The organism is Nocardioides mesophilus, from assembly GCF_014395785.1.
Lineage (GTDB): Bacteria > Actinomycetota > Actinomycetes > Propionibacteriales > Nocardioidaceae > Nocardioides_B > Nocardioides_B mesophilus.
Map to the genome: position 1 here is coordinate 20,315 of NZ_CP060713.1, position 26,564 is coordinate 46,878.

At 70.1% G+C, this 26,564-nt stretch carries 23 protein-coding genes; 7 read left to right on the forward strand and 16 right to left on the reverse strand.

Annotated features, from left to right (window positions below):
- The first annotated feature begins 152 nt into the window (after window positions 1–152).
- From H9L09_RS00080 to H9L09_RS00095, 4 genes are all read left to right on the forward strand, one after another.
- Window positions 153–293, forward strand: a complete 141-nt coding sequence (locus H9L09_RS00080) for a hypothetical protein (RefSeq protein WP_187578801.1) — start codon at window positions 153–155, stop codon at window positions 291–293.
- Window positions 294–307: 14 nt separating this feature from the next.
- Entirely contained in the window at window positions 308–832 is a 525-nt protein-coding gene (locus H9L09_RS00085) for a hypothetical protein (RefSeq protein ID WP_187578802.1), read from the forward strand.
- The gene (locus tag H9L09_RS00090) at window positions 829–2,034 is read left to right on the forward strand and encodes a CPBP family intramembrane glutamic endopeptidase (protein ID WP_187578803.1); all 1,206 of its coding nucleotides are present in this window, start codon (window positions 829–831) and stop codon (window positions 2,032–2,034) included. Before H9L09_RS00085 ends, H9L09_RS00090 begins: the two co-directional genes overlap by 4 nt.
- 91 nt (window positions 2,035–2,125) lie before the next feature.
- Window positions 2,126–2,695, forward strand: a complete 570-nt coding sequence (locus H9L09_RS00095; RefSeq protein WP_187578804.1) for a TIGR03086 family metal-binding protein — start codon at window positions 2,126–2,128, stop codon at window positions 2,693–2,695.
- A gap of 210 nt (window positions 2,696–2,905) precedes the next feature.
- On the opposite strand, the gene H9L09_RS00100 is transcribed toward H9L09_RS00095, so the two are convergent.
- The 5 genes from H9L09_RS00100 to H9L09_RS00120 all read right to left on the reverse strand — a co-directional run bounded on the left by H9L09_RS00100 (window position 2,906) and on the right by H9L09_RS00120 (window position 8,171).
- A complete protein-coding gene (locus tag H9L09_RS00100) occupies window positions 2,906–3,172 on the reverse strand; it encodes a hypothetical protein (protein ID WP_223164154.1) in 267 nt (88 codons plus the stop codon).
- On the reverse strand, window positions 3,169–3,855 hold the full coding sequence (locus tag H9L09_RS00105) for a DUF2306 domain-containing protein (protein WP_187578805.1): 687 nt from the start codon (window positions 3,853–3,855) through the stop codon (window positions 3,169–3,171). Before H9L09_RS00105 ends, H9L09_RS00100 begins: the two co-directional genes overlap by 4 nt.
- Window positions 3,855–4,532, reverse strand: coding sequence for a hypothetical protein (locus H9L09_RS00110; protein WP_187578806.1), 678 nt, complete (start codon window positions 4,530–4,532; stop codon window positions 3,855–3,857). Before H9L09_RS00110 ends, H9L09_RS00105 begins: the two co-directional genes overlap by 1 nt.
- 117 nt (window positions 4,533–4,649) lie before the next feature.
- Window positions 4,650–7,358, reverse strand: coding sequence for a winged helix-turn-helix domain-containing protein (locus tag H9L09_RS00115; RefSeq protein WP_187578807.1), 2,709 nt, complete (start codon window positions 7,356–7,358; stop codon window positions 4,650–4,652).
- A 120-nt stretch (window positions 7,359–7,478) separates the two neighbouring features.
- Window positions 7,479–8,171 (reverse strand): helix-turn-helix domain-containing protein, encoded by a 693-nt coding sequence (locus H9L09_RS00120; RefSeq protein WP_187578808.1) that lies wholly within the window; start codon window positions 8,169–8,171, stop codon window positions 7,479–7,481.
- Window positions 8,172–8,248: 77 nt separating this feature from the next.
- Here H9L09_RS00120 and H9L09_RS00125 point away from each other — a divergent pair, with 77 nt between their 5' ends.
- The gene (locus H9L09_RS00125; protein WP_187578809.1) at window positions 8,249–9,268 is read left to right on the forward strand and encodes an NAD(P)/FAD-dependent oxidoreductase; all 1,020 of its coding nucleotides are present in this window, start codon (window positions 8,249–8,251) and stop codon (window positions 9,266–9,268) included.
- A 133-nt stretch (window positions 9,269–9,401) separates the two neighbouring features.
- The gene (locus H9L09_RS00130) at window positions 9,402–9,680 is read left to right on the forward strand and encodes a putative antibiotic biosynthesis monooxygenase (protein ID WP_246456170.1); all 279 of its coding nucleotides are present in this window, start codon (window positions 9,402–9,404) and stop codon (window positions 9,678–9,680) included.
- Window positions 9,681–9,878: 198 nt separating this feature from the next.
- Here H9L09_RS00130 and H9L09_RS00135 read toward each other — a convergent pair whose 3' ends face one another.
- The 5 genes from H9L09_RS00135 to H9L09_RS22580 all read right to left on the reverse strand — a co-directional run bounded on the left by H9L09_RS00135 (window position 9,879) and on the right by H9L09_RS22580 (window position 15,578).
- Window positions 9,879–10,718, reverse strand: a complete 840-nt coding sequence (locus tag H9L09_RS00135; protein WP_246456171.1) for an ABC transporter permease — start codon at window positions 10,716–10,718, stop codon at window positions 9,879–9,881.
- Window positions 10,715–11,647 (reverse strand): ABC transporter ATP-binding protein, encoded by a 933-nt coding sequence (locus tag H9L09_RS00140; protein ID WP_343065163.1) that lies wholly within the window; start codon window positions 11,645–11,647, stop codon window positions 10,715–10,717. Before H9L09_RS00140 ends, H9L09_RS00135 begins: the two co-directional genes overlap by 4 nt.
- A gap of 14 nt (window positions 11,648–11,661) precedes the next feature.
- On the reverse strand, window positions 11,662–12,426 hold the full coding sequence (locus H9L09_RS00145; protein ID WP_187578811.1) for a DUF4386 domain-containing protein: 765 nt from the start codon (window positions 12,424–12,426) through the stop codon (window positions 11,662–11,664).
- 51 nt (window positions 12,427–12,477) lie between these two features.
- Window positions 12,478–12,738 (reverse strand): hypothetical protein, encoded by a 261-nt coding sequence (locus H9L09_RS00150; RefSeq protein WP_187578812.1) that lies wholly within the window; start codon window positions 12,736–12,738, stop codon window positions 12,478–12,480.
- Between the two features lie 113 nt (window positions 12,739–12,851).
- A complete protein-coding gene (locus H9L09_RS22580; protein WP_187578813.1) occupies window positions 12,852–15,578 on the reverse strand; it encodes a winged helix-turn-helix domain-containing protein in 2,727 nt (908 codons plus the stop codon).
- Window positions 15,579–15,869: 291 nt separating this feature from the next.
- Here H9L09_RS22580 and H9L09_RS00160 point away from each other — a divergent pair, with 291 nt between their 5' ends.
- The gene (locus H9L09_RS00160) at window positions 15,870–17,081 is read left to right on the forward strand and encodes an MFS transporter (protein WP_223164155.1); all 1,212 of its coding nucleotides are present in this window, start codon (window positions 15,870–15,872) and stop codon (window positions 17,079–17,081) included.
- A gap of 397 nt (window positions 17,082–17,478) precedes the next feature.
- On the opposite strand, the gene H9L09_RS00165 is transcribed toward H9L09_RS00160, so the two are convergent.
- From H9L09_RS00165 to H9L09_RS00190, 6 genes are all read right to left on the reverse strand, one after another.
- The gene (locus H9L09_RS00165) at window positions 17,479–18,678 is read right to left on the reverse strand and encodes an acyl-CoA dehydrogenase family protein (RefSeq protein WP_187578815.1); all 1,200 of its coding nucleotides are present in this window, start codon (window positions 18,676–18,678) and stop codon (window positions 17,479–17,481) included.
- The gene (phaZ, locus tag H9L09_RS00170; RefSeq protein ID WP_187578816.1) at window positions 18,675–19,556 is read right to left on the reverse strand and encodes a poly(3-hydroxyalkanoate) depolymerase; all 882 of its coding nucleotides are present in this window, start codon (window positions 19,554–19,556) and stop codon (window positions 18,675–18,677) included. The genes H9L09_RS00165 and phaZ overlap by 4 nt, the downstream gene beginning before the upstream one ends.
- The gene (locus tag H9L09_RS00175; RefSeq protein ID WP_223164156.1) at window positions 19,546–21,471 is read right to left on the reverse strand and encodes a PHA/PHB synthase family protein; all 1,926 of its coding nucleotides are present in this window, start codon (window positions 21,469–21,471) and stop codon (window positions 19,546–19,548) included. Before H9L09_RS00175 ends, phaZ begins: the two co-directional genes overlap by 11 nt.
- Window positions 21,468–22,967, reverse strand: a complete 1,500-nt coding sequence (locus H9L09_RS00180) for a long-chain-fatty-acid--CoA ligase (RefSeq protein ID WP_187578817.1) — start codon at window positions 22,965–22,967, stop codon at window positions 21,468–21,470. The genes H9L09_RS00175 and H9L09_RS00180 overlap by 4 nt, the downstream gene beginning before the upstream one ends.
- 302 nt (window positions 22,968–23,269) lie before the next feature.
- Window positions 23,270–24,418 (reverse strand): class I SAM-dependent RNA methyltransferase, encoded by a 1,149-nt coding sequence (locus H9L09_RS00185; protein ID WP_187578818.1) that lies wholly within the window; start codon window positions 24,416–24,418, stop codon window positions 23,270–23,272.
- 28 nt (window positions 24,419–24,446) lie between these two features.
- Window positions 24,447–26,486: an APC family permease gene (locus H9L09_RS00190; RefSeq protein ID WP_187578819.1), complete on the reverse strand. Its 2,040-nt coding sequence runs from the start codon at window positions 26,484–26,486 to the stop codon at window positions 24,447–24,449.
- Window positions 26,487–26,564 lie beyond the last annotated feature (78 nt).

Consider the following 26,564-nt stretch of genomic DNA (forward strand, 5'->3'; position numbering starts at 1 on the left):
GCTGACTCGCCGACCCGGCTACGTCATTACGCCGACGCCGCACCGGCCACAGCGCCGAGGCCGGTCCGGCCACTGAGCCGACGCGGAGCACCCCCCGCTGACGCGACGCTTCTGATGTACCGACCGGTGCACCAGGAAGCCAGGGAGACGCCATGAACGACCTCCGCCTCATCGTCGCGCAAGCCGAGATCACGCGTCGGGTCGCCGACGCCGAGCAGCGGCGCCGGGCCCGCTCCTGCCGCACCAGGCGTCCGTTCGCCGCCGTCCTCCCCCGCCGTTCCGTCCAGCTCTGAAAGGCACGACGACCATGTCCACCGCCCAATGGATCCTCAACCTGGCCCTCCTCGGCTGGGTGCTCACCCGCAACCTCGGCACCCACCGCGTTACCCGCGCCACGTTCCTCGTCCCGCTAGCAGTCGTCGCCACCGCCGGCGCCTGGTTCCTCCGGGACCTGCCGACGGCCGGCCACGACGTTCGCCTCGAGCTGGTCGGCGTCGCGGCCGGCCTGGTGCTGGGCACGCTAGCCGCCTTGCTGACCCGGATGCACCGCCACCACGGCCGTCTCGTGGTCAGCGCCGGCACAGCGTTCGCAGCCGTCTGGATCGCCACGATCGGCGGCCGGATGCTGTTCGCCCAGTGGGCCACGCACTCCGGCGCGCGCACGGTCGGCGAGTTCTCGATGCGCCACCAGATCACCGGCGCCGACGCCTGGACCGCCTCGTTCGTCCTGATGGCGCTGACCATGGTGGCCGTCCGGCTCGTGGTGACCGGTGTCCAGGTCTCGGCGCACCGGTCCGGTGCTGCCACCTTGTCCGAGGCAGGTGCAGCGTGACGTCGCTGGACACCTCCACCCGTCCGATCAGGGTCGCCGTCGTCGCCGCCGACGAGCGGGTGCGGACCAGCCTGCGACACCTGCTGACGGCCGGTGGCGGCACCGTCGTGGTGGAGTCGTACGCCGGCGGCCCGCGTCCGGCGACCAGCTCCGCGGTGGTCGGCGGGGACGCCGACGTGGTGGTCCTCGACCCCGGGACCGCCACCCGCGAGAGCCACCGCGAGCAGCTCCGCGCGCTGCCCGACGGCCTCCCGGCTGTCGTGCTCGGCAACGATCGGGGGACCGCCGAAGTCGCGGGGGCCGCCGGTGCGTCGTACCTCGACAAGGCCGACGTCGCCGACCAGCTGCTCGAGACGGTCCTGCGCGTGGCCCACCGGGACCACACACGTACGACGGGCCGCCGCGACCACGCCGACACGGGCGCCATCGTCCTGGTGACCCTGGCGTTGTTCGCCGGGCCGTGGACGTGGTGGTTCAGCCGGATCGCCCAGGACCACGGCGTGATCGGCTGGCACCTCCCCCAGGGCCTCGCGCTTTGGACCATGCCGCCCCTGCTGGTGGCCGCCCTCGCCGTCACCGGGGGACGTCGCGCCGTTACCGACCTGGGTCGGCGCATCACTCGCGTCCGCGTCCCCGGCTGGACGTGGGCCGCGGCACTGCTGGCACCTGTGCTCGTGGCCGTGCTCGCCGCCGCCGTGACGACCGCCCTGGGGCGCGACGTCCCGGTCGGCGAGGTGCTGGGGCTGCCCGGCGCGCTGATCTACCTCGCCTACGGCACCGGGCTGTTCCTGCTCACCGAGGAGGCCGGCTGGCGCGGAGCTGTGCTGCCGCGGCTGCAGCACCGGTTGCAGCCCTGGCAGGCGGCCCTGGTCCTCGGCGTGATCTGGGCCCTTTGGCACCTGCCGTTGCTGGCTGTCCCCGACGCCGGCGATCAAGGGCTGCCCGTGGCACCCTTCCTGCTCCTGGTGGTCGCCACCAGTGTTCTGATCACCGGCCTGGTCAACGCCGCGAACGGAAGCGTCATCGTCGCCGCGCTGTTCCACGCCTCCTTCGACGCCAGCTACTCCTACCTCGGTGTGGTCGGGTCGGAGCACACCATGATCTGGGCCGCAGCAGCGACCACCACGCTGGCCGCGACCGCCCTCGTGCTCCGCACGCGTGGACGTCTCTTCCACGGTCGAACTGTCGCCGGACACGTCTGACGGCTTCTGACCCGGCTTGCATCTACGTCAATCCGTGACCGCTGTCCCCCATCCGACTGACGCACACCTGCGTCCACAGAACGGAACTCCGATGATCGACCACCTCGCCATCGCTCTCGACCACACTTCGACCGTCATGCACGCCGTCACCGACGACCAGTGGACAGCGCCCACGCCGTGTCATGGCTGGGACGTCCGGCATGAGGCGAACCACCTGGTCGGTGGGCTCCGCATCTACACCGCGCAGCTCACCGGCGACTCCACCGGCTATGACCACGACGGGACGGACTGGCTAGGCAACGATCCAGCCGCGGCGTACGACGCCGCCGCCACGACCGACCTCGGGGCCTGGCTGCGGCCCGGCGCCATGGACACGGTGTTCGATCTAGCCTTCGGGAGGGTGCCGGCAGAGATGTCGCTTGTCGTCCACATCACCGAGGTGCTGGTCCACGGTCTGGACCTCGCTGTCGCGATCGGTCACGAGGAGCTGGCAGACGGCGAGCTCTCCAGCTGGTTGCTCGGCTTGATGCGTGGCATGGGCACCGACTCGTTCCGGGTGCCCGGCATCTTTGACGCTGAGCGGCCCGCACAACCAGGGGCTCCTGCTCACCGGGAGCTGTTGCGCTACCTGGGCCGCGACATCGCTGCGGTACCAGCCTGACCCGGCCGCCGGCGGGCATAGTGGGCGGCGGAATCCGTCGGTTGGGGCGATGCGTTCCGCTGGGACGTCATGCCCGCTTCGCTCCAAGGCTCCTGCTGTGGCGTGGTGGCCATCGCGGACGACGGCACCGCCGTCGCGATGGGACGTGTTGGTTGTTCGCCACAAGCCGAGGCCCAGCCGGTCTTCGCGCGTCCGGGCTTCGACGGCACGTCATCCATGGCCGGTATGTGGCAGATGCTTCGCCGGCGCCCATGAACTTGGTGTCCGGTGGCGTGGTGAGAGGTGAAGGGCGATGAGGGTGACGCCCAGGTCTCGCAGCTTCTCGAGGACCCCGTGCAGCGCGGCCTGGTCGGGAACGACTCCGGTCAGGGTTGTGGTTCCGTCCTGGGTGTGGTCGATGGTGAGGCCGAGCCAGTCGGCCCAGTGTTCGTCGAGGTGTCCTTGCACCTCGAAGATGTAGACGCTGGAAGTGCTCATGACGTGGCCGGCACGCGGGCCGTCGGCATGCGCGTGCGACGGATGGCCCATTCGGCGACGGCCAGGTTGAGGACCCACGCAGCCGCCTTCTCGAGGTCGCCGGCGACGACGTGCTCGCCGAAGATCCCCTGGCCGAACGCTTCGGTGAAGATCTGGGTGCCGGCACCGAGGCCCAGGGCGTAGGCGCGGATCATCCAGGCGCGGTGGCTGAGGATGTCGCGGCGGCGGATTGCCAGGAAGCCCAGGACGAGGCAGGTTGCCATCGCAGGTGCGACCGCGAGCCGGGAGAAGAACAGGATCCGGCCGCTGCCCGGCTGCGCGTCGTAGAGCAGGGTCAGCCACAGGGCTGATGCGACGACGAGCAGGCCCACGACGACCAGAACGCGTCCGGCCCGCCGGTGCCAGCTCGACGGCCGCCGGCGGAACCGACGCACGAACTGGAGCGCGCCGACGAACGCGAAGACTGCCGAGCCGACGATGTGCACCAGCAACGCGACCGGGAACGCGTTGAACCGTGGGTCCGCGGGAAACAGCTCAGGCCCGCCGGCGAGCTGGATCAGCCGCAGGACGCCGGCGGTCAGCGGGATCGCGCTGAGCAGGATCAGCCCGACGGCAAGGCGCCATCCGGACCGAGCGCCCGGCCGCTGGCGGACCGGGGGCCCGGCGAGCTGCGAGGCGGTCATCACGCGACTGCCGGCTCGGTGGCGCGAGCAGACCGCACCGCGTCGGTCCTGGTCTGGCTCTGTCGCCACATCGAGAAGCCGAGGCCGATGAGGGCGACACCGGTCGGCACCGCGAACGGTCGGCTGAACGACTCCGGCAGCACTGCCAGGGCGAGCGCTGACGTGGTGCCGTAGGCAAGCAGCGCTGCAACCCAGCGCGGGACGACGCGGGCGCGGTACATGGCGATGCCGAACAGCAGACCCCCGAGGGCATAGCCCAGGCCCATGAGCATGAACAGCTCCTTCATGTGTCCGAGGTCGCTGGTCGCGCTGGCGCCCATGGCCGCGTCCAGGAAGTGTCGGACATAGACCGGGTTCGACTCGGCCAGCTTCGGAAGGATGACCGCAACCATGGACTCGACGGCGAACATCGCGAGGTAGCCGGTCATCAGCAGCGTGTAGCCGGCACGACCGAGGACGCCGAACCGGCGGTAGTGGCGGATGAAGATGCCGGTGAGACCGACCATCGCGAAGACGCTCATCGCGATCTTCGCGACCTCGCGGACTAAGACGTCGGTGGTGACGATGTGGGCGAGGTCCGCCGGTGGGTGGTTGATCTGGACGCCGATGAAGATGGCACCGGCAGCGGCGGCGCAGGCCCCGGCGGCTGCGGTGAGGCGGTGGTGAGTGGTGTTCATGTCTGGTTCCTGTCCTCGGATGCCGGGCTGGTGTCCGGCGATGTCTGGGACGTTAGGAACAGACGTGGTGAGGCCACATCACCACATGATGTGATTCGCGGCCTGGGACCCTCCGGATCAGAGGAGTCCGCGCTCGGCTGCCCGGCTCACCGCAGCCCGGCGGGTGTTCACGCCGAGCTTGGTGAAGATGTGCTTGGTGTGCGTGCGGAGCGTGTTGAGGGACACGTACAGGCGCCGGGCGATCTCGGGGCCGGTCAGGTCGGTGGCAAGCAGGCGCAGGACGTCGAGCTCACGCTCGCTCAGGGCCTCGTCCGGGTGCTGGTCGCGGCGCGGGGTCGTCCTGGACGTCTTGGCGGAAGCCAAGACCTGCTCGGCGTAGCGTCGTACGTCCGTCGGGGCACCGCGAGGAAGGCTGGTGAGCAGGTCGACCATGACCGGTCCCTCGTCGAGGAACAGGCGGCGGTAACCCGCCGGTACGCCGACGATGAGCGCGGCGGACAGGTCCTCGGCCGCCGCCCGCGGATCACCGGAGGCGTGATGGGCCAGCGCACCCACCACGTGTGCCTCGACCAGGCTGCCGTCACGCCCGGACGCCTGAGCCAGGTCGAGGATCTGCTCGACCAGTGCGATCGCGTCGGCGGGGCTGCCCTCCGCGATGAGGACGCGGGCCAAGGTGAGCTGGTCGTACTCCTGGAGGAATGTCGGCTCGTCGTCAGGTCTGACCTCGTGCTGGCGGGCCCAGGCGCGGGCCTCGATCACGTTGCCCTGAGCGAGTCGTACCCGGGCACGAGCTGCGGCGATGGGCCGCACCTCGGGGAAGAACCCGGGTCGGAACATGGGCTCGGCCTCGTCGAGCATCGCGATCGCCCCGTCCAGGTCACCGGAGGCCCGCAGGACCGCGGCCTTGGTGGTGTACCAACGGTGTCGGTTCTCGGGCAGCGAGGCCAGGTCGCCCAGCTCGCCGGCGACCTCGAGGTGCCGGGCAGCCGCATCCAGATCGCCGAGCTCGCGGAGCACGTCGGCAAGACCGACGCGCACGTCACCGACCGTCGGCAGGATCGGGCCCTCGGGACGCACAGCCGTGGCCAGCGCTTCCTCGAAGATCCGGCGCGCCTCCAGCGGGCGTCCGCGAGTGAGCCACATGCTCCCCAGCACCACGGCCGACCCCAGCGCATCGGCGACCAGACCGGCCGCACGCATGCTCACGACCGCGTCCGAGAACGTCTCGACCGCTGCCTGCAGGTCGCCAGCAGCCCAGGCGGCGAGGCCGAGGAAGCCTGCTCCCGCGCCGCGGGAGAAGTCGTCCTCGGGGCCCGCCAGGTCATAGGCACGTTGCGCGTGAGCGATCGTGCCGGCGACATCGCCCCGGGCCTGCGCGACCGCGGCTCGGTAGACCGCGATCATCGCGGGCAGCGCCCGCATCTCCCGCGCGTGCGCCTCGACCACGTCCTGCGGCGCGGGGGTGGAAAGGTCGGTTCGCACCGGTCGGGCGTCCAGAGCGCCCTGGGCCACGTCGAGCCAGGCTTCGACACCTTCGAAGTCACCGGCGGCCAGCCGGCTCCAACCGGTCGCGGTGGCGAGGAGCGGCCGGCGGCGCACGACCTCGGCGGGCACCGCGGCCAGCCACTCCACGATGGTGGCGTCCTGCCTCCCCTGCCGCAGCCCGGCGAGAGCAAGTTCGACCAGGTCAGCAGTGAGCTCATGGTCCTCGCCGGCGATCGCGTGCGCGACAGCGTCCGGCAACATGCCGTGCTCAACCAGCCATCGACCTGCAGCGATGTGCAGCCCGCGGAGGCGGTCGGGGTGACGGGCGAGGAGCCGAGCTCGCAGCGCATCCCCGAACAGGTGGTGGTAGCGGTACCAGCGACGTCCGTCGTCCAACGGGATGACGAAGACGTTCCTCCGCTCGAGAGACTCCAGGATCTCCTGGGCGTCGGAGGTGCCGGTGACGGCGTCGCAGAGGGAACCGCTGAGCTCGCGCAGCACCGACGTAGCCAGCAGGAACTCCCGCACCCGATCCGGTTGACGGTCGAGAACCTCCTCGACGAGGTAGTCGAGCACGAAGCGGTGGCTGCCGGCAAAGTCGTCGACGAACGCCGTGGGGTCCTCATGGCCGCTCAAGGAGAGCGCCGCCATCTGCAGACCAGCAGCCCACCCCTCGGTGCGCTCGTCGAGCGTGTCGACGTCCTTTCGGGCGAGCGTGAGCCCCATGGCGTCGTTGAGCAGGTCGGCCGCCTCCTCGGCGGTGAACCGCAGATCGGCGGCTCGTAGCTCGAGCAGGCCGCCCGTGCTGCGAAGCCGCGCCACTGCCAGCGGAGGGTCGGAGCGTGTGGCCATCGCGATGCGGACCTGGCCGGGAAGATGATCGAGCAGGAACGCGAGCACCTCGTGGACGGCCGGCGCGGTGATCTCGTGGTAGTCGTCGAGAGCCAGCACGGTCGCGTCGGCGAACATGTCGAGATCGTTGACCAGGCTGGTCAGCACCATCTCCACCGGGACTTCGGCAGCGGTCTCGACGACATCGCCCACGTCGACGCCGAGGGCGGGGTTGGTGCTTTGGCAAGCCGCGATCAGGTGGGTCAAGAATCGTCGGACGTCGTTGTCACCGACGTCGAGGGAGACCCACGCGACGCTCAAGCCGGCCGCAGCCGGCGACGCGAACCACTGGCTGAGGACGGTGGTCTTGCCGAATCCGGCCGGTGCCGAGACCAGCACGAGGCGCGTGGTGTCGCTCTGCGCGATCCTGAGCCGCTCCTGTAGCCGGGGTCGGGCAACCGAGTCGGCGCGGGGCTCCGGGAGATGGACCTTCGTCGCCAGGACCGGCATGTCAAGAGAGTAGTTTCCCCGGGCCGGTGGAGCTCGGTTTCGGGGCCGATACGGGCGGGCCGGAGCGCTCCGGCCCCTCTCGGGCGCGACGCAGGGACTCGGACGCGTCGCGGCGCACGGTCATGCGGGGTGCGGGTCCTTCTCGGGGTCGTCATCGGGGGCGTCCTGGCCGGAGGCCCGGACCAGCATGCGTTCACCGGGGCGCCCGAAGATGGACAACACCTCCGCCGGTTCGTCGCCGGTGGAGCCGAACCAGTGCGGCACCTGCGTGTCGAACTCCGCCGCCTCACCAGTCCCGAGGACCAGGTCCTGGTCGCCGAGGATGAGACGCATCCGCCCGGAGAGGACGTAGAGCCACTCGAAACCGTCGTGGGTGCGTGGCGCCGGGTCGGACTGGGTGGTGGGGATGACGATCTTCCACGCCTGGATCCCGCCCGGACGCGTCAGCGGCAACACCGTCCGCCCGTTCACCCGCCGCGGCTTCAGCCGGATGCGCGGGTCACCGACCTCCGGTGCCCCCACCAGGTCATCGAGCGGCACCCGGTAGGTCCGCGCCAGCGGCAACAGGAGCTCCAGGCTGGGTTTGCGCTGCCCCGTCTCGAGCCGCGACAGCGTCGACTTCGACATTCCGGCCAGGCCCGCGGCTTCGGTCAGCGTCAGCCCGCGCTGTTCGCGAACCCTTCGCAGCCGAGAGCCCACCAGGTCCAGCGCGGCCGCGATGCGCCCATCCCCACCCGCCCCGCCAGCCGCCGCACTGCCGGCCGACCCGCCGGTTGCCTCGCTGTGGCTGAGGCTGCTCTCACGTCCAGTCATGACCGGATTGAACCGCCCGTTCCCAGAAACAGCAACAACCGTTGTCGACTGCGAAGGAGCACGTCACTCTCGTTGTCATGAGCACGAACGAGATCCAGAACCCCACCAGCGCTGCTGCTCCCGACGGCCGCGAGTACGACGTAGTCGTCGTCGGCGGCGGCGCAGCCGGACTGTCCGCTGCCCTGGTGCTCGGCCGGGCCCGCCGCCGAGTCGCCGTCGTCGACGCCGGACAGCCCCGCAACGCGCCCGCCGCGCACATGCACGGGTTCCTGGGGTCCGACGGCCTCCCGCCCGCTGAGCTCCTCGCGCGAGGTCGCACCGAAGTCGCCAGCTACGGCGTCGAGCTCGTCGCCGGCGCAGTCACCGCCGTCGCGCCCAGCGAGGGCGCACCGACGTCTACGTCTGCGCGGCGCCGGTTCCAGGTCACCCTGAACGACCGATCCGTCCTCGAGACGCGTGCCGTCCTGGTCACCACCGGCCTGCGGGACGAGGTCCCTGACGTGCCCGGTGTCCGCGAACGGTGGGGACGCGACCTCCTCCACTGTCCGTACTGCCACGGGTACGAGGTCGCCGACCAGCCCATCGGCATCCTCGCCGGCGACCCTGCCACGACCGCCGAGTCACTGGCCCACGCCCACATCGTCCGGCAGTGGTCCGACGACGTCGTCTTCTTCGCCAACGGGGCCACCCTCACCGCAGCCCAGCGCGAAGAGCTCGTTGCCCGCGCCATCGGCATCGTCGACGAGCCCGTCGTCAGCCTGGCTGTCGAGGACGACCACCTCACCGGTGTCGTCATCGCCGGCGGCCGCAACGTGCCCCGCACCGCGGTGTTCGTCCGACCCCGGTTCGTCCCCAACGACAGCCTCCTCGTCGACCTCGGATGCACCGTCCGAGACACCGGCTGGGTCCAGGTGGACGGCACCGGTGCCACCAGCATTCCCGGCGTCTGGGCCGCTGGGAACGCCACGAACCCCCGCGCCCAGGTCATCACCGCCGCCGGCGAGGGGTCCGCTGCCGCCATTGCCATCAACAACAACCTCGTCGACGAGGATCTCCCCATCGCCGTCAGCGACGTCCGGCCCGGCCTCCCGGCCTGACCCGGCCCCGCCTGTCCGGGCCCACGCGAGGCCGGCCCGACAACCACCCGTCCACCGACCCGCCGCTCAGACGGCCGTCGGCTCTACCAAGCACGCCACCACAGGCACCAGACCACACCGAAGGAGCACGACCGTGTCCACCAACGCCGACCCCCATCCCGCCGCCGCCACCGCCACCGCGAAGCCGCCCGTGGGGCCGCCCAACAAGCACCAGCTCGCCGTCATGATCTGGGTCGCGGTCTTCCCGACCCTGACCGTCCTGAACCTGACCATCGGCCCGTGGCTTGCCGACCTCGACCCGGCCCTGCGCACCTTCGTCCTCGCCACCGTCGCGGTCCCGATCGTCATCTACGGCCTGATGCCGCGCCTGCACCGCATCCGCGTCCAGCTCCTCACCCGCCGAGCTGCCTGAGCGCCAGCGGAGTCTGAATGTGGACCCGTCGGACGCGCCACCCATCCCCCGGGCACGCCGACGATGCCGCCGAGTCCCCCATCCGCAGCGCCGCGCACTGCCACCCGAGGCCCACGACGCCCGAACAGGGTGCGGTCCATCAGCCGCGCCACGCGCGGCTCACCGCGCCAGAGACCGCGCTGGGGTGGTTCGTGTGCATCACTTCACCTCCGAACGGAGCACGTTCACGACCGCGACCACCATCGGGACAGCCAGCCACACCAGAGTCGTCACCACCAGGTGCGACCAGCCGTCGCCGCTCAGCTGTCCCCGCAGCAGCGCATCCTGGCTGTACTTCGCATCGAGCCACGGCCGGGCATCAGCGAACCAGTCCTGGCTGAACGCCAGAAACGCCAGCAGGCCCGGCGCGACGAACCCGTACATCATGTAGCCGACGATGGCGCCCGAGCTGCTCCGGATGAGCGCCCCGAGGACGAACCCGACCAGCAGCAGCAGCGTCTGGCCGGCTGCGAAGTAGCCGACGTCGGCCAGCGACTGGTCCCAGACGGTCGGGACGTCGGCCCACGCCGCTCCGACGAGGTTGCCGACCGCCCCGACGGCGAACGCGACCGCAGTTGCCGGGGCCGTGACGAGGACGGCCGCGACGGCCTTGGCCAGCACCACGCGTCCCCGGTGCGGAACGAGGGTGAACGTCGCCAACCCGGAGCGTTGGCTCCACTCCGAGGTCACCGACAGGACCGCGATAATGGGCAGGATGATGGTCATCGGAACGCCGATGGCCAGCGTGAACTGGCTGTAGGCGAGCTCCGAGGTGGGCGACCACGCGATGATGGCGCCCGTGGTGAGGACCGCGGCAAGGCCGAGACTGGCCAGCAGCCACCGACCGGAACGGGTGTCGAAGCTCTTCCGGAGCTCGACCCGCACCAGCCGAGTCAACGGCACCCGCCCTGGGGGCCGGGCGGTGGTACGCCGGGTCGGCGCGGCGTCGGCACTGACCGCGGCACCATCTGCCGCGGCGGAGGACACGTGGATGGTCATGCGACTGCTCCTTGCAAAGCGGCGGCCGGGTGCCGGTCGCGTTGGGTGTCGGCGGTCAGGGTCAGGAACATCTCCTCCAGGCCCGCGCCGTCGGCAGCTCGGAGCTCGGTGAGGGCGACCCCAGCGGTCCACGCGACGTGGCCGACACGCTCGGCGTCTGCGTCCACGCGGAACACCGCAGGTGTCGGCGAACCGGCCACTTCACTGCTGTGGTCGCTGTGGTGGACGAGCCCAGCGCTGGTCAGGGCCTGGGCGAGCGGACCGGGGTGGCGGGTGGCGACGTAGGTGCCGGCACCGGCCAGCAGGTTGTCCTTCGCACCGTCAGCGACCACGTGCCCGTGCCCGATGACGACCAGGTCATCGGCGACGACCTCGATCTCGTGCAGCAGGTGGCTGGACAGGAGGACGGTGGCGCCACGGTCGGCGTAGCCGCGCAGCAGGTCCCGCATCCAGCGGATGCCGGCCGGATCGAGGCCGTTGGCCGGCTCGTCGAGGATCAGGACCTCCGGGTCTCCGAGGAGGGCATGGGCGAGCCCGAGCCGCTGCCGCATCCCCAGCGAGTAGTCCCCCAGCCGCCGGGTCGCCTCGGCTTCGCTGAGCCCGACCGCGCCGAGCACCTCGGCCACCCTGCGGCGGGGTAGGCCCATCGTGGTCTGCGCGATGCTCAGCACCTCCCGACCGGTCCGCCCGGCGTGCTGGGCGGACGCGTCGAGGAGGACACCCACCTCCCTGCCTGGGTTGGGCATGTCCCGGAACCGGCGCCCGAGCACGTGTGCGATGCCGTGGTCGGGTGGGGTGAGACCGACGACGACCCGCAGGGTGGTCGACTTCCCGGCGCCGTTGGGTCCCAGGAACCCGGTGACCCGGCCGGGGCGGGCGGTGAAGGAGACGTCGTCGACGGCGGTGAAGGATCCGTAGGTCTTGGTCACGTGCGCCACGGCAATCATCGCGTCACCGCCGGCTGGCCCGTGCTGCTCTGGACGCTCGCGGAGGGGGTCTTGAAGCCCTTCACGATGAGGTAGATGCCCAGGCCGAGCTCCCAGAAGAACTCCGGTGCGGCCGAGAGCTCCTGCACTGCGCCGCCAGGCTCGATGAGGTGCAGTATGGCTGCGGACCCGGAGGCGACGATGAGCGGGCCGCCGATCAGGCCGAGAATCGCCAGACGGCGCGGCACCAGACCGGTACGGAACATCATCCAGCCGAGGATGCAGCCGTTGCCGACGCCGACGACGAACGCGGGTCCGAGGTTGAAGGTCCACTGCTGCATTGCGAGGAAGGCGTCTCCGACGGCGGCGAGGCCGGCCGCGGACTGGTCGCCGGTGGCTGCGTAGTCCTGCCGAAGCGTGACGACGGTGAGGACTGCCAGGATGCCGACGCCGATGAACACGGACTCCATGACGCGAGCGGTGACGAAGCTGATGGCGAGGTTGGGGTGTCGCCGCTTCATCACGGTGTACATCGCGGTCGCGGTGCCGATGTTGGCGACGATGAGGATGGCCTCGAAGAAGGCACCCCACAGGACGCGCGTGTCCTGCCCGGGGCCAGTGACGTAGTTGCCGTCGAACAGCGGCGGGTAGAACCCGATCTTGGCCGCGATCGAGGTCACGTAGGTCACGACGAACAGCCAGCCGACGATGGTGGCTGTGCGTCGCATCGGGTCCGTGACCTGCTGACGGTCAATGGTGCGGGTGTGCTGGATGGCGGTCATGTGCGTCTCCTGGTGTGTGGGCTCGGGGTGAGCCGGGCGGGATGGGGTTGTCTACGTCGAGGTGTCGGGGTCGATGGGGTCGCCAGGGTCGGTCTGGGTGATCGACAGCAGCGGGAGGCCCAGGTCGCGAAGCTTGTTCAGCAGTCCGTGCAGCGCGGCCTGGTCGGCGACCGGGCCACGGAGGAAGGTGGTGCCGTCGTCGGTGTGGGAGAGGACGAGGTCGTCGAGCCAGGTCGACCAGCGGTTGTCGAGCCGGCCCTGGATGCGGATCTCGTACCAGTCGCCGTGCTGCTCGTGCTGTGTGCTGCTCATGACCAGCAAGGTAGGAACGGCGCTGATGAGCGCGCGTCATCACAGGTGATGAATGCGGTGATGAACTTCCTCGCGGAGAACGTCCCGGGGGCCGGACCTGTCGGGTCGTTGGGTCAGAGGTGGAGCTGGTGGGCGCGTCGCACCGCGGCCCGACGGTTGTTCACGCCGAGCTTGGCGTAGATGTGCTGGGTGTGGGTCCGCACGGTCGGTAGGGACACGCCCAGGTGGCGGGCGATGGCCGGACCGTCGAGGTCCGAGCCGAGAAGTCGGAGGACGTCGAGCTCGCGACCGCTCAGCGGCTCCACCAGCGGCTCCACCCCGCCGGCCGACGGCGAGCGCTCCTCTCGACGTGCGGCTGGTCGCCGGCTTCCGCCGGCGGCAGCCGTCACCGCGTCCATGAAGCGGGCGTCCCCGCGCAGCTGGCCGAGCAGCTCCACTGCGCGGGGTCCCGCGTCCACGAAGGGGCGCACCCAGCCGCCCGGTCGCGTCAGCTCCACGGCCTCCTGCACCCGGGAGAGAGCTTGGTCAGCGCGACCTTTGGCATCCGCAACGACGGCCAGGAGCAGCAGCGCCTCCACGCGGGCGGCGGTCCGTTCTGCCTCCGTCGCGGCAACCTCAAGCCGCACCAACAGCCCGGCTGCCCGGTCGAGGCGATCTGGGTCGCCGGCGGCCCGATGCTCGGCGAGCAGCAAGCGTGCCAGGGTCAGGTGCTCGTACTCGCGCCGGTAGTCCATGTCGTCATCGACGTCCACACCGGCGGCCGCGGCCCAGCTGCGGGCTGCCGCGAGGTCGCCGATCCGGAGGTGCAGTCGTGCCAGGACGGCCGGGACGGGGCGCACGTTGGGTGAGAAGTCGCTGTTGAACAGACGCGAAGCCTCCGAGAGCAGGGCGGCTGCGGCGGTCGTGTCGCCCTCGCTCTCCCGCAGGTGGGCCATCGCGACCCGCCACCGGTAGGGCTGCTGCGGCAACCCGGCAGCCTCACCCAGGTCACCGGCCCGACCCAGGTGCTGTGCTGCTTCCTGGGCGTTGCCTCGTTCCCAAGCCACGCGAGCCAGCGCAGTCCACATGTCCGCCGTCCCTCGAGTCACCCCTCCGCGGGGGTGCCCCGGGTTCCCACCGGGGGCCTCAACCAGATCGAGGGCATGCCCGGCTGCGTCCCGGGCCCCGTCCAGGTTGCCGCGTTGCAGCTCGAGGTCGACCACGGTCACCGTGCAGCCCAGGGCGTCCGAGACGTGCCCCGTCGCCACAAGTCCCCGGGTGGCTGCCTGGTATGCATGCAGAGCCGTGAGCAGGTCCCCGTTCGCCCAGGACGCCAGACCCTTCAGCGCCGACGCGGAGGCCACCGTCAGCTGGTCGCCCGCCGCGGCCCGGGCCAGCGCGGCGTCGGCGTGCGCGAGCGTGGCGGGCACGTCCCCGCCGACCAGCGCCAATCCCGCCCGTTGTGTGGCCACCAGCGCCGGCAACCGCGCCCACTCGACCTCGTCCCGGATGGTCAACGACTCAGGCGGGGACATCAGGGTGCGCTCGAGTGCGTCCAGCCGGTCTTCGACGTCGTCGAAGGTGTTGCTCGCCATCAGCGCGCCCACGAGATTGCTGGCCAGCACCGGGCGTTGCGCCAACACCTCGGGCGGGACGAGTGGCACCCAGCTCCGCAGAAGGCTTTCGACCCGCTGACGGCGCAGTTCCGGGGCGGCCATCTCGATGAGGTCCGCGGCCCGGTCCGAGGCGCCGGCCGCGAAGGCGTGCCGGACAGCCGCCTCCACCTCGCCGGCCGCCTCGTACCAGGCACTCGCCCGCCCATGCAGGTCAGCGACGTCCTCAGGGCGTTCGGCGAGCAGCCTCGCGTTTAGCACGTCCCCGAACAGATGGTGGTAGCGGTACCAACGGCGGTGGTCGTCCAGTGGGACCAGGAGCAGGTTGCGGCGTTCGAACAGCTCCAGCACCGCACTGCCGGGCATGCCGTCGGCTGGTCCGGCGACCGCATCACAGAGCGGGCCGCTCAGGCGGTCCAGGACCGAGGTGTCCAGCAGGAAACGTCGAAGCTGAATGGGCTGCTGGTCGAGCACCTCGTCGACCAGGTAGTCCACGACATACCGGTCGTCCCCGGCGAACGAGTCGATGAACCCCTTCGCATCCTCCCGACCACGCAACGACAAGGCAGCCAGCTGCAACGCTGCCGCCCACCCCTCGGTCCGCGATTCCAACGCCTCCACGTCGCCGGTCGCCAGACCGAGCTCGTGGACACGGTTCAGGTACAGACCGGTCTCCGTGGCGGTGAACCGCAGGTCCGCAGCACGGAACTCGACCAGCTGACCGCGGGCACGCAGACGAGACAGAGGGAGCGCCGGGTCAGCACGCGTGCTGATGACCAGGCGCAGCTGCGAAGGCCGATGCTCCAGCAGCAGCGCGACGCCGTCGCTGACCTGAGGCGTGTCGGCCAGGTGGTAGTCGTCCCAGACCAGGGTCAGCGGATCCGGCCGCACACTCAGCTCGTTGACCAGACCCGCGACCACCTCGTCGAACCGGCCGTTGCCGGCCTCGAGCAGCGTCAGGGCGACGCTCGCACATCCGGGGCTTGCTGCTTCCAGCGCATGCAGTGTGTAGGTCCAGAACCGGGTGCCGTCACCGTCCCGAGCGTCCAGCGACACCCACGCCACCGGGGTAACGTCGTCGAGCGCCGAAGCGACCAGGGTCGTCTTTCCGAACCCCGCCGGAGCCGACACCAGAACCAACGCGGCGTCTTCTGCGCCCCTCAGCGATTCGGTCAGCCGCGGCCGGCGCACCAGCTCCGTCCGGGTGCGCGGGAACGCCATCTTGGTGTGCACCAAGGCGTCAACCATCGCCCATTCCCTCCCAGCGACGACCCTGCGTCGAAAGGCTAGAGGAGCAGCGGGCCTTCCACCTGACCCACACCGATCAAGACCGGCACCCGCCGCCCCTGTCGCCAGCAGTGGCAGCGGGTTCATGCTAGAGCCACGTCGGGTCGTCGACGAGCCCCCGCATGGGCGAACCAGGCAGGCAGGTCGGCGACGACACCCCAGTGCTCGGGCGATCTCTGCGGAGTCACCGTGTCCGGTGCGATGCAACGCAAAGCCGGCCCAGCCGCCGACGAACCTCGCACGCCTGAACGCGTGGGGTGGGGCTTCATCGTCCTGTACGCCGTCTCCTACACCGGCGGGTCCCTGCTCTTCCTCGCCCCGCTCCTGGTGTCCCTGGCTCTCAAGGTGAACGACCTCGTCGGCATCGACGCCGCCCCCCGCAACCTCGCACTGGTCACCGGCGTCGGGTCGCTGCTCGCCATCATCGCCAACCCCCTTTTCGGCCGGCTCAGCGACCGCACCACGTCCAGGGTGGGGATGCGGCGGCCCTGGATGGTGACCGGCGTCGCCGTCGGCGCCGCCGGCACGCTGGTCGTCGCCACGGCCTCGAACATCGCGACCGTGCTCATCGGCTGGTGCGTCTGCCAGGTCTTCTTCAACGCCACCCTGGCCGCCCAGGCAGCCGTGCTGCCCGACCAGGTACCCAGCCAACAACGCGGGCTGGTCTCCGGCCTCCTCGGGCTCAGCGTCCCCGCCGCGTCGGTGGCTGGGACCTACCTGGTGCAGTCGTTCGACTACTCGACCGTCCTGATGTTCACCGTGCCGTGCGCCGTCGGAGGGATCGCGGTGCTTCTCTTCACCTGGCGGCTACCCGACAGACGCCTCGCCCCAGCAGACAAACCGCCGTGGTCGCTGCGTGAACTGGCCGGGACGTTCTACGTCAGTCCGCGCCGCAACCCGGACTTCGCGTGGGCGTTCCTGTCCCGGTTCCTCCTCGTCACCGCCTACGCGTTCCTCGTCACCTACCAGGCCTACTACCTCATCGCCCAGCTCGGCAGCAGTGAGGACGCGGTGCCACGGCAGGTCTACCTCGGCACCGTCACCCAGTCCATTGCCTTGGTAGCAGTCGCACCGGTAGCCGGGCGACTCTCCGACCGCCTGGGCCGTCGGAAAGTCTTCGTGATGAGTGCCGCCGCCACCTACGCGGTGGCCCTGTTCGTCATCGCCGGCGCCAGCACCGTGAGCGGGTATCTGGTCGGGATGGCTATCGGAGGGCTGGGGTTCGGCATGTACATGGCCGTCGACCTCGCGCTTGTCGTTGACGTCCTTTCCGACCCCTCCGCAGCGGCCAAGGACCTCGGCGTCCTCAACATCGCCGGAGCCCTGCCGTTCGCTCTCGCCCCCGCGCTCTCACCCCTCCTGCTTTCAGCGGGGCACGGCAGCTACGCCGTCCTGTACGCCGTTGCCGGAGCCTGCGCACTCGCAGGCGCGGCCGCAGTGGCACCCATCCGACGGGTCAGGTAGGCCTGGGCAAGGCCCTCCAGGCTTCGGATCGGCCCACGGGACTGCATCCAGCCCAGGGGGCTCGACTCGATCGAGACAGGTCTGCCTGCACGGGATCACGGCCTGCCGTGCGCGAACGGCGCCCAAGAGTGCGCCGTCCACGACGATCAGGCGGGCCCCCGGCGATCAGCGCTCGCTCCGACCTAAGTGCGCCATCGAACGAGCCCGCTTCGAGGCCCGCGCGGGCGCGCGCAGTTCCGTGTCAGGGCCAGGCGTGTCGCCGAGATTTGAACCCGGGGCATGCAAGTGCTTTGCGTCTCTGTTCATCCGCCAACGACTTGGGCTCAGTCGTCGATCTCCTCGGCGCACTGTGTCCGCGTACCGGCTGCTCTCGCCGCACTGGACAAGCAGCCCCGAGTCAGACGAAGGCGCTTTCGCCGGTGATGGCCCGCCCTACGATCAGGGTGTTGATCTCTCGGGTGCCCTCGTAGGAGTAGATCGCCTCAGCGTCGGCGACGAAGCGGCCCACGTGGTGCTCGAGCAGGATGCCGTTGCCGCCGAGGACCTCGCGCGCCCAGCCCACGGCCTCGCGCATCCGCACGGTCGCGTGCGCCTTGCACAGCGAGGCGTGCTCGTCCTTGAGCAGGCCGGCATCTTGCAGCTGCGAGGCGCGCACGTTCATGGCCGTGGAGGCGGTGACGTTGCTGAGCATCTTCACGAGCAGGTCCTGCACCATCTGGAACGAGGCGATCGGCCGACCGAACTGCTGGCGGGCCTTGGTGTAGCGCAGTGAATGTTCGAAGGCGCCGCGCGCACATCCAGCCGCCTGCCAGGCAACGCTCATCCGGGTCACGCGCAGCACGTCGGCAGTGGACCGGAAGCTGTCGGCCTGCTGCAGCCGGTTGGCCTCGGGCACGCGGACGTCGTGGAGGTGGATCTCGGCGTTCTGGACGACGCGCAGGGCGATTTTGTCCTCCTGCTTGTCGAAGCTCATCCCCTCGGTGCCCTGCTCGACGACGAAACCTTTGACCTGCTTGTCCTCCTCGTCGCGCGCCCAGATCACGACGAGGTCGGCGAACGCGGCGTTGCCGATCCACTTCTTCTCACCGTTGATGACCCAGTCGTCGCCGTCACGCCGGGCACTGGTGGCGAGACCGGCCGAGATCGCCGAGCCGACGTCGGGCTCGGTCAGGCCGAACGCACCGATCATCTCCATCCGGGCCATCGCGGGCAGCCAGCGCTCGCGCTGCTCGTCGGAGCCGCAAAGGTGGATCGAGCCCATCGCCAAGCCGCCGTGGACGCCCATGAAGGTGGCAATCGACGGGTCGACCCGGCCGAGCTCCATAGCGACCATGCCGTCGACCAAGGCCCCGCGGTTGGGACAGCCGGGTCCGTCGTAGGCCAGGCCGGCGATGCCGAGCTTCGCGATGCCTGGCACCAGGTCGTGCGGGAACGCCGCGCGGGTCCAGTAGTCGTTGATGACCGGCTCGACCTCACGCGTCATGAACGCGCGCACCCTGCTGAGCAGGTCGCGATCCTCGTCGTCGAGCAGCAGCTCGAAGCCGAGGAAGTCCGACATCGGGGAGTCCTCGAGTCCGAGGTGGTCGAGGTCGCTCATCTGGTGTTCTCCTGGTCTCGGTTCATCGGGTCCGGGCTGTCGCCGTCGAGGAATCTGTCGATGATCGGTGCGAGCTCGTCAGCCTCGGTCAGGACGCCGAGGTGTCCGCCCTGGTAGATGTGCAGCTGCGAGTGTGGGATCAGGGCGGCCTGCAACTTCGGGTTGGCGACCGGGATGATCGGGTCGTCGTCACCGCCCATTACCAGCGTCGGCTGCCGCAGGAGGCCCAGGAACGGAAGGCTCGTCCAGCCGGCCATGGAGGCCAGCTGGTAGTAGTAGCCACGCTTGGGACCCGAGCGGGTGGCGCCGTGCAGGAGGGCTGCACCGCGTGCGCCGTCGGTGCGCATCGATCCGCCGTAGATCTCCGACGCCACCTTGGCCGCATAGGCAGGGTCGCGGTGTCGTCGCGGTGTCGCCATGATCTTCAGCACGCGTGGGCGGGCAGGCACCATCAGCGCTCCGGTGCCGGTCGCGACGAGCACCACCCGGCGTACGCGGCGCGGCGCTTGCACGGCCAGCTGTTGCGCAAGCCCGCCGCCCCAGGAGAGACCGAGGACGTCGAAGCGGCGGTGACCCAGCTGGGCCATCAATGCGGTCACCCACGAAGCCAGCCCGGCTATGGGATACGGAAATGGAGGTAGCGCCGAGCCGCCGACGCCGGGTACGTCGAAGCGCACCAGTCCGCGGTCGGGGTGCAACTGGTCGACCAGCGGCTGCAGCGCCTCCAGGCTGGTGCCGATGCCGTTGCAGAGCAGCAGCGGGGGCTTGTCTGTGTGGGAGCCCACACCTGGCCGGACCGAGACGCGAGCGGCGATGCCTCGAACCGTGACGTTGCGGACGTGGTCGTCGGCCCGCGACCGTGCGTGCTCAGCGGTCATGGACGTAGGTGCCGGGGGCCTCGTCCAGCGGCTGGTAGGTGGCGTTCCCGAGCTTGCGCGGCTTGGTGCGCTCCTCACCGCTACGCACCGAGAGCCACTCGACCCAGTCGTCCCACCAGCTGCCCTTGACCTTGACCGCCTGGGTCAGCCACTTCTGGGTGTCCTCGGGGTTGTCGGTGCCCTTCTGTCCGCGACCCGAGGGTGATGTCTGGAAGCTGGCCTTGGGGTTTCCGGGCGGGTTGACCATGGCGGCGATGTGGCCACTTGTGGAGAGCACGAACTTGGTGTCGCCGTTGAAGAGCTGGGTGGTCTGGTAGCAGGACTCCCACTTGCACAGGTGGTCGGCGATCCCGGCTACGACGTAGGAGTCGGTCGTGACCTGGCCGAGGTCGACCTTGGTGCCGAGCATCGTCGCGGCACCCGGCGTCACCAAGGCGTTGCGAATGGCGAGGTCCATGAAGTCGCGGTGCATGGCGGCGCTCATCCGCACCGAGTCGGCGTTCCAGTAGAGGATGTCGAACGCTTTGGGAGCGTGACCCATCAGGTAGTTGTTCACCCAGTAGTTCCAAATCAGGTCGTTGGGCCGCAGCCAGGCGAAGATCTCAGCCAACGTGCGCCCGTCGAGGTAGCCCTTCTCCCGCGAGGCCTGGGTCGAGGCCGCCGCCGCCTTGTGCGAAAGCAGCGCACTGGTGACGCCCGCTTGCTCCTGGTCGAGCACGGTCACTGCCAGGCTGTACGCCGCGACGCGGTGCTGCTCGCCGAGGTCGGCGAGGTGGGCCATCACCATCGAGGCGATCATGCCGCCGGAGCAGATGCCGAAGATCGCGGTCTTGTCCTGCCCGGTGATGTCCTCGCAGGCCTTCATCGCCTCCAGGATCGCCTGTCCGTAGGTGTCCAGGCCCCAGTCGGCGTGACGCACGTCGGGGTTGCGCCAGGAGATGCAGAAGACCTGCTGACCGCTCTGCACGAGGTACTCCACCAGCGAGCGCTGCTCCGCCAGGTCGATCACGTAGTACTTGTTGATCGTCGGCGGCACGATCAGCATCGGCACCGAGCGAACCTTGGGGGTCTGTGGGGTGTACTGGATCAGCTCGAAGACATCGGTGCGCAGCACCACGGCTCCGGGCGTCACCGCTATGTCGCGACCGACCTCGAACGCGTCGGCCTCCACCATCGACGGCACGCGCGGTGCCGTGGCGAAGTCCTGCACGAAACGGCGGCCACCTTCGACGAGGTTGCCACCTCCGGTGTCGATCGTTCGCTTGATCACCTTCGGGTTCAGGAACGGGTTGTTGCTGGGTGCCGCCGCCTCGACCAGGTTGTCGACGATGAAGCGCATCCGCTGGTCGTCCCCCCAGTCCAGGCCGGCGTCGTCGACCAGACCGCGGGCCGCCGCACCGACGGCGAGGTAGCTCTGCAGGGTGCGCTTGAACACCGGGTTCTTGACCCAGGCCTCCTCGCTGAAGCGGCGGTCCTTCTCACCCGGTGCCAGGCGCGAACGGCCCAGGCCGACCCGGGTCAGCTCGTAGGCCAGTCCGGCCGTGCGCCTGGCGACCACCCGGGGGTGACGGACGAGCCCGGCGGTGAACTTGACCCCCGACATTCCCGGGATGAACCGACGGATGGGGCTGGCGCTGGCGTTGGCCAGCAGAAGGTCGAGCGGGGTCGCGAGCGCGGTGCTGGCCGAGAGGTCAGCCGACTCCTGCGTCTCGCCCTCGGCGTCCCTCCGGTGCTCGGCCGTCTGCTCGGGTGCGGCCTCGGGGGAGGCCGCCCTCTTGGCAGCGGCGGAGCTCGAGGAGCCTGTCGACTTCGTTCTCCCAGCACTCTCCTTGGTCCCCGGGGACTTCTTTTTCGGGCCGGTTGACTTCTTGGCCGCGGTCTTCTGAGGACGCACGGGCCCGGCTGCGGTAGTCACTCGGACTCTTCCTTGGGGGCGCTGATCTCGCGCCGCAGGATCTTGCCGGTGGGACCCTTGGGCAGCTCGTCGACGATCCACACGAAACGGGGGTACTTGTAGGCCGCCAACTGCTCCCTAGCGAACGCCTGCAGGTCCTGCGGGCTGACCTTCTCGCCGGGCTTCAGCGCAACGGCGGCACCGATCTCCTCGCCCAGGCTGTCGTCGGGGATGCCGATGACGGCCACCTCGGCGACGGACTCGTGCTCGTAGAGCGCCTCCTCGACCTCGCGGGGATAGACGTTGTAGCCGCCGCGGATGATCAGGTCCTTCTTGCGGTCGACGATGAAGAAGTAGCCGTCTTCGTCGATCTTCGCCAGGTCGCCCGTGTGGAACCAGCCGTCCTTCATCGCCTCGGCCGTGTCCTCCTCGCGCCTCCAGTAGCCCTTCATCACGTTCTCACCCCTGATGACGATCTCGCCGACCTCGCCCTGAGCGACGTCCTCGTCGTCGTCGTCGACGACCTTCATCTCCACACCGCGAACCGCGGTGCCGATGGATCCCGGCTTTCGCTCCTGGCCGGGCCGGTTGAAGGAAGCGACGGGGGAGGTCTCGGAGAGGCCGTAGCCCTCGAGCACGATGCAGTCGAACTTCTTCTCGAAGTTCCTCATCACCTCCACCGGCATCGCCGACCCGCCGGAGATACAGGTGCGCAGGTTCGACATGTCGGCCTTGTCGGCACCCTCGGCGTGCAGCAAGGCGGCGTACATCGTCGGGACCCCCTCGAAGACGGTGACGTGGTCCCGACCCACGATCTCCAACGCCTTCTCGGCATCGAAGCGCGGGATCAGGGTCAAGCACGACCCCTTGAGGATCGATGCGTTGAGGCCGCACGTGAGGCCGAAGACGTGGAAGAGGGGAAGGCAACCCATCACGACGTCCTGCTCTGTCAGCTCGACCAGCGTCTCGGCGCTGGTCGCGGCGTTGGTGCTCATGCTGTGGTGGGTCAGCTCCGCGCCCTTGGGCTGGCCGGTGGTGCCGGACGTGTAGAGGAGCACCACGGTGTCGTCGTCCTCGCAGTCCACCACCTCCTCGTCGGGCTCGTGCTGGCCGAGCACCTCGGCGAAGTCGAGACCGACCTCGACGCACTCGATCCCGACCTGCGAAGCGCCCTTGCCGGCCTCCTCGGCCATGTCCTTCCAGGCGAAGACGATCGAGGCGCCCGAGTCCTCTAGGTAGTACTTCACCTCGCGGCCCTTGAGCAGCGGATTCATCGGCACGACCACAGCACCGACGGCCAGGGCTCCGTAGAACAGCACCGGGAACGGCGGCACGTTCGGCATGACCAGACCGACCCGGTCACCGGACCCCACTCCCTTGGACCTCAGGAGGGCCGCCACGCGCCGGGCACCGTCCTGGAGTTCGGAGTAGGTCAGCACCAGGTCGTCGAGCTTGATCGCGGGGCGGTCCCCGTGCCGCTCGGCGGTCTCGGTGAGGTTGTGGGCGAGGTTGGTCACGGTTTGCCTCCGGCTACATCGTCATGCGGGCCGTGCCGCGCAGGAGAACCCGCTGGGCGACGCGCGACCTCGTCGAGATCGCTGACTCTGCTCGAGTGCGTACCCGTTTTCGAGCCCTGCAACCCACGGCACGAGACGCGAAGCGGATCCGCGAGCTCGCGAGCGAGTGGGTCTGCCCAGAGTCTGGCGCAACCACTCGAGGTTGTGTCGCTCCGCCAACCAGCAAAGATCGCATGTCAGTTGTGCCCAAAGCGCGCCACAAGGCGGGCCCCCAAGGACTGACGACGTCGCTCCGAACCAGGTCAGCGGCTATTTCTCAACAGCGCGACGCATTCGACGTGGTGCGTCATCGGGAAGAGGTCGAAGGCCTCCAGCCGGGTCATCGCGTAGCCGTGCTCCGCGAAGATCGCGACGTCACGGGCCAGGGCCGCCGGGTCGCAGGCGACGTAGGCCACCGCCCGGGGACCGCGACGGACGATCTCCTCCACGACGGTGCGCTTGGCGCCCTCGCGGGGCGGGTCGAGCACGACGAGGTCGACCGGCTCCCCCGGATCCTCGGCCAGGTCCCGGTCCACGGAGCCGCGGCGCGCGGCCGCGCCCGGGAACACCTCGAGGTTCGACGCCGCGTGCTCGGCGGCCACCCGCTCGCCCTCCACTGCGACGACCGATCCGGTAGGCCCGACCGCGTCGGCGAGGAAGACCGAGAACAGCCCGACGCCGGCGTACAGGTCCAGGCACCGCTCGCCCGGTCGCGGCGCCAGGAACCGGAGCACCGCGTCGACCAGCGCCTCGGGAGCACCCGGGTGCACCTGCCAGAACCCGGCCGGGTCGACCTCGAAGTCGTGGCCGCGGACCGACTCCGCCACCGCGACGCCGGCGCCCTCGACGGGGTGGCCGTCGACCAGCACCCGCGCGTCCGGGCGTGCGATCCGGCAGTCGTCGACCGCGACCACCTGGTGGGAACGGTGCTTGTGCAGCCCGATCCGGCCGGACCGGTCGGTGACGAGCTGGACCCGGGTGCGCCAGCGCAGCCCGTCCTGGTCGCCGGGGACCGGCTGCACCTCGACGTCCACGTCGAGGCCCGCGAGCCGGTGCAGCTGCTCGGCCACCACGGCCGACTTCAACCGGCGCTGGGCCGGCAGCGCCACGTGCTGGAAGTCGCAGCCACCGCAGCGCCCGGGGCCGGCGAACGGGCACGGCGGCTCCACGCGGTCCGGCGAGGCCTCGAGCACCTCGACGGCGTCGGCGCGCAGGAACCGCGAGCCCTCCTCGCCCTCGCTGACCCGGGCCAGGACACGTTCTCCCGGAAGGGTGTGCCGCACGAAGAGCACCCGGCCGTCGTGGCGCGCCACGCAGTGGCCGCCGTGCGCGACCGGGCCGACCTCCACCTCGTAGGTCTCGCCGACCAGCGACCGGCCGCGCTGCTTGCGCTGGCGGACCTGCCGGGTCACCGGGCACCCGGCCTGGACGTGGCCCGGGTCACTGCGGACCGTCCGGCGGCTTGCTGATCACGCCGCGACGCAGGTCGCCGGGCCGCGGCTTGGCGAGCTCACGGTCCACGCGCTCCTTGGCCAACGTCGAGGACTGGAGCTGGTAGGGCACCGAGATCACCATCACGCCGGGCATGAACAGCAGCCTGCCCTTGAGCCGCAGCGCGGTCTGGTTGTGCAGCAGCTGCTCCCACCAGCGCCCGACGACGTACTCGGGGATGTAGACGGCGACCACGCCGCGCGGGTTGGCGTCGCGCACCGAGCGGGTGTAGTCGACGATCGGCTTGATGATCTCGCGGTAGGGCGAGTAGAGGACCTTCAGGGGCACGTCGATGCCCCGGTCGTCCCACTCCTCCAGCACCCTGGCCGTCAGCGCCGGGTCGCTGTCGACCATCACGGCCTCGAGCACGTTGGGCCGGGCCGCCTTGGAGTAGGCGAGCGCCCGCATCGTCGGCTTGTGCACCTTGGAGACGAGCACGATCGCGTGCACCCGGGTGGGCAGGACCTGGTCCTCCTCGGCCACGGACAGCTCCGAGGCGACCTTGGCGTAGTGCCGGCTGATGCCCTGCATGATCGCGAAGAAGCACGTCATCGCCAGGATCGTGATCCAGGCTCCGGCGAGGAACTTGGTGATCAGCACGATCACCAGCACCACCGCGGTCATCCCCAGCCCGAACGTGTTGATCGCCCGCGACCGCATCATCGAGCGGCGCGCCGCCGGGTCGGTCTCGGTGCCGAGCAGTCGGGTCCAGTGCCGGATCATCCCGAGCTGGCTGAGGTTGAAGGAGACGAAGACGCCGACGATGTAGAGCTGGATCAGCCGGGTGGTCTGGGCGTCGAAGGCGACGATCAGCACGATCGCCATCACCGCGAGGAAGACGATGCCGTTGCTGTAGGCGAGCCGGTCGCCGCGGGCGCCGAGCTGGCGCGGGGCCAGCCCGTCCTGGGCGAGGATCGAGCCCAGCACCGGGAAGCCGTTGAAGGCGGTGTTCGCGGCCAGCACGAGCACGATGCCGGTCATCACGACGACGAAGTAGAAGCCCGGGGTGAAGTGGTCGAACACCGCGTGAGCGATCTGCGCGATCACGACCCGCTGGTGGTAGTCGGCCGGCAGGGCCGCCCCGGTCGCGGTCCGCAGCCGTTCGATGTCGTCGGGATCGACGTACCGCACGCCCATCTGGTAGGCGAGCACGACGACGCTGACGATCATGGTGACGGCGATCCCGCCGAGCAGCAGCAGCGTGGTCGCGGCGTTGCGGCTCTTGGGCTTGCGGAACGCCGGCACGCCGTTCGAGATCGCCTCGACCCCGGTGAGCGCCGCGCACCCGGAGGAGAACGCCCGGGAGAGCAGGAACACCAGGCCCAGCGTGGTCAGGGGCTGCTCCCAGCCAGGCTGGGGGACGACCTGGAGGTCGGCGCTCTCCGCCATCGGCAGCGAGCCGGTGAGCAGCCGGAACAGTCCCCAGGCGCACATGCCGAGGATCGCGGCCATGAAGAAGTAGGTGGGGAACGCGAAGAACGTGCCGGACTCCCGGACCCCGCGGAGGTTCAGGGCGGCCAGCACGGTCACCGCCACCGACGCGACCAGCACCTCGTGACCGCGCAGCGCCGGCAGCGCGGCGGCCGCGTAGTCCGCCCCCGAGGAGATCGACACCGCCACGGTGAGCACGTAGTCGACCAGCAGCGCGCTGGCCACCGTCATCCCGGCGGTCCGGCCGAGGTTGACCGTGGCCACCTCGTAGTCCCCGCCCCCCGAGGGGTAGGCGTGCACGGTCTGCCGGTAGGACGCCACCACGGTCAGCATCACGAGCGCGACGAGGAGCGCGATCTTCCACGACCAGGAGTACGCCGCCACCCCGGCGACGCCCAGCATGATGAACACCTCGTCGGGGGCGTAGGCCACCGACGACAACGCGTCGCTGGCGAACACCGGCAAGGCGATCCGCTTGGGAAGCAGCGTCTCGCCTAGCTGCGTGCTGCGCAGCTTCTGACCCACCAGGATCCGTTTGGAGACGTCGCGAACACCCACGAGAGGAAAGGCTAGTCCACGGTCGGCCCCCGCTCGGCACGGCCGAGCGCCTCGGCGGCTGCCACCCCTCCCCCCGGT

Bases quoted from the DNA above. Each gene is read 5' to 3' on its own strand.
- H9L09_RS00080 (WP_187578801.1), top strand. From the start codon at position 153: ATGAACGACCTCCGCCTCATCGTCGCGCAAGCCGAGATCACGCGTCGG.
- H9L09_RS00085 (WP_187578802.1), top strand. From the start codon at position 308: ATGTCCACCGCCCAATGGATCCTCAACCTGGCCCTCCTCGGCTGGGTG.
- H9L09_RS00095 (WP_187578804.1), top strand. From the start codon at position 2,126: ATGATCGACCACCTCGCCATCGCTCTCGACCACACTTCGACCGTCATG.
- H9L09_RS00100 (WP_223164154.1), bottom strand. From the start codon at position 3,172: ATGAGCACTTCCAGCGTCTACATCTTCGAGGTGCAAGGACACCTCGAC.
- H9L09_RS00105 (WP_187578805.1), bottom strand. From the start codon at position 3,855: ATGACCGCCTCGCAGCTCGCCGGGCCCCCGGTCCGCCAGCGGCCGGGC.
- H9L09_RS00110 (WP_187578806.1), bottom strand. From the start codon at position 4,532: ATGAACACCACTCACCACCGCCTCACCGCAGCCGCCGGGGCCTGCGCC.
- H9L09_RS00115 (WP_187578807.1), bottom strand. From the start codon at position 7,358: ATGCCGGTCCTGGCGACGAAGGTCCATCTCCCGGAGCCCCGCGCCGAC.
- H9L09_RS00120 (WP_187578808.1), bottom strand. From the start codon at position 8,171: ATGACTGGACGTGAGAGCAGCCTCAGCCACAGCGAGGCAACCGGCGGG.
- H9L09_RS00125 (WP_187578809.1), top strand. From the start codon at position 8,249: ATGAGCACGAACGAGATCCAGAACCCCACCAGCGCTGCTGCTCCCGAC.
- H9L09_RS00135 (WP_246456171.1), bottom strand. From the start codon at position 10,718: ATGACCATCCACGTGTCCTCCGCCGCGGCAGATGGTGCCGCGGTCAGT.
- H9L09_RS00145 (WP_187578811.1), bottom strand. From the start codon at position 12,426: ATGACCGCCATCCAGCACACCCGCACCATTGACCGTCAGCAGGTCACG.
- H9L09_RS00150 (WP_187578812.1), bottom strand. From the start codon at position 12,738: ATGAGCAGCACACAGCACGAGCAGCACGGCGACTGGTACGAGATCCGC.
- H9L09_RS22580 (WP_187578813.1), bottom strand. From the start codon at position 15,578: ATGGTTGACGCCTTGGTGCACACCAAGATGGCGTTCCCGCGCACCCGG.
- H9L09_RS00165 (WP_187578815.1), bottom strand. From the start codon at position 18,678: ATGAGCGACCTCGACCACCTCGGACTCGAGGACTCCCCGATGTCGGAC.
- phaZ (WP_187578816.1), bottom strand. From the start codon at position 19,556: ATGACCGCTGAGCACGCACGGTCGCGGGCCGACGACCACGTCCGCAAC.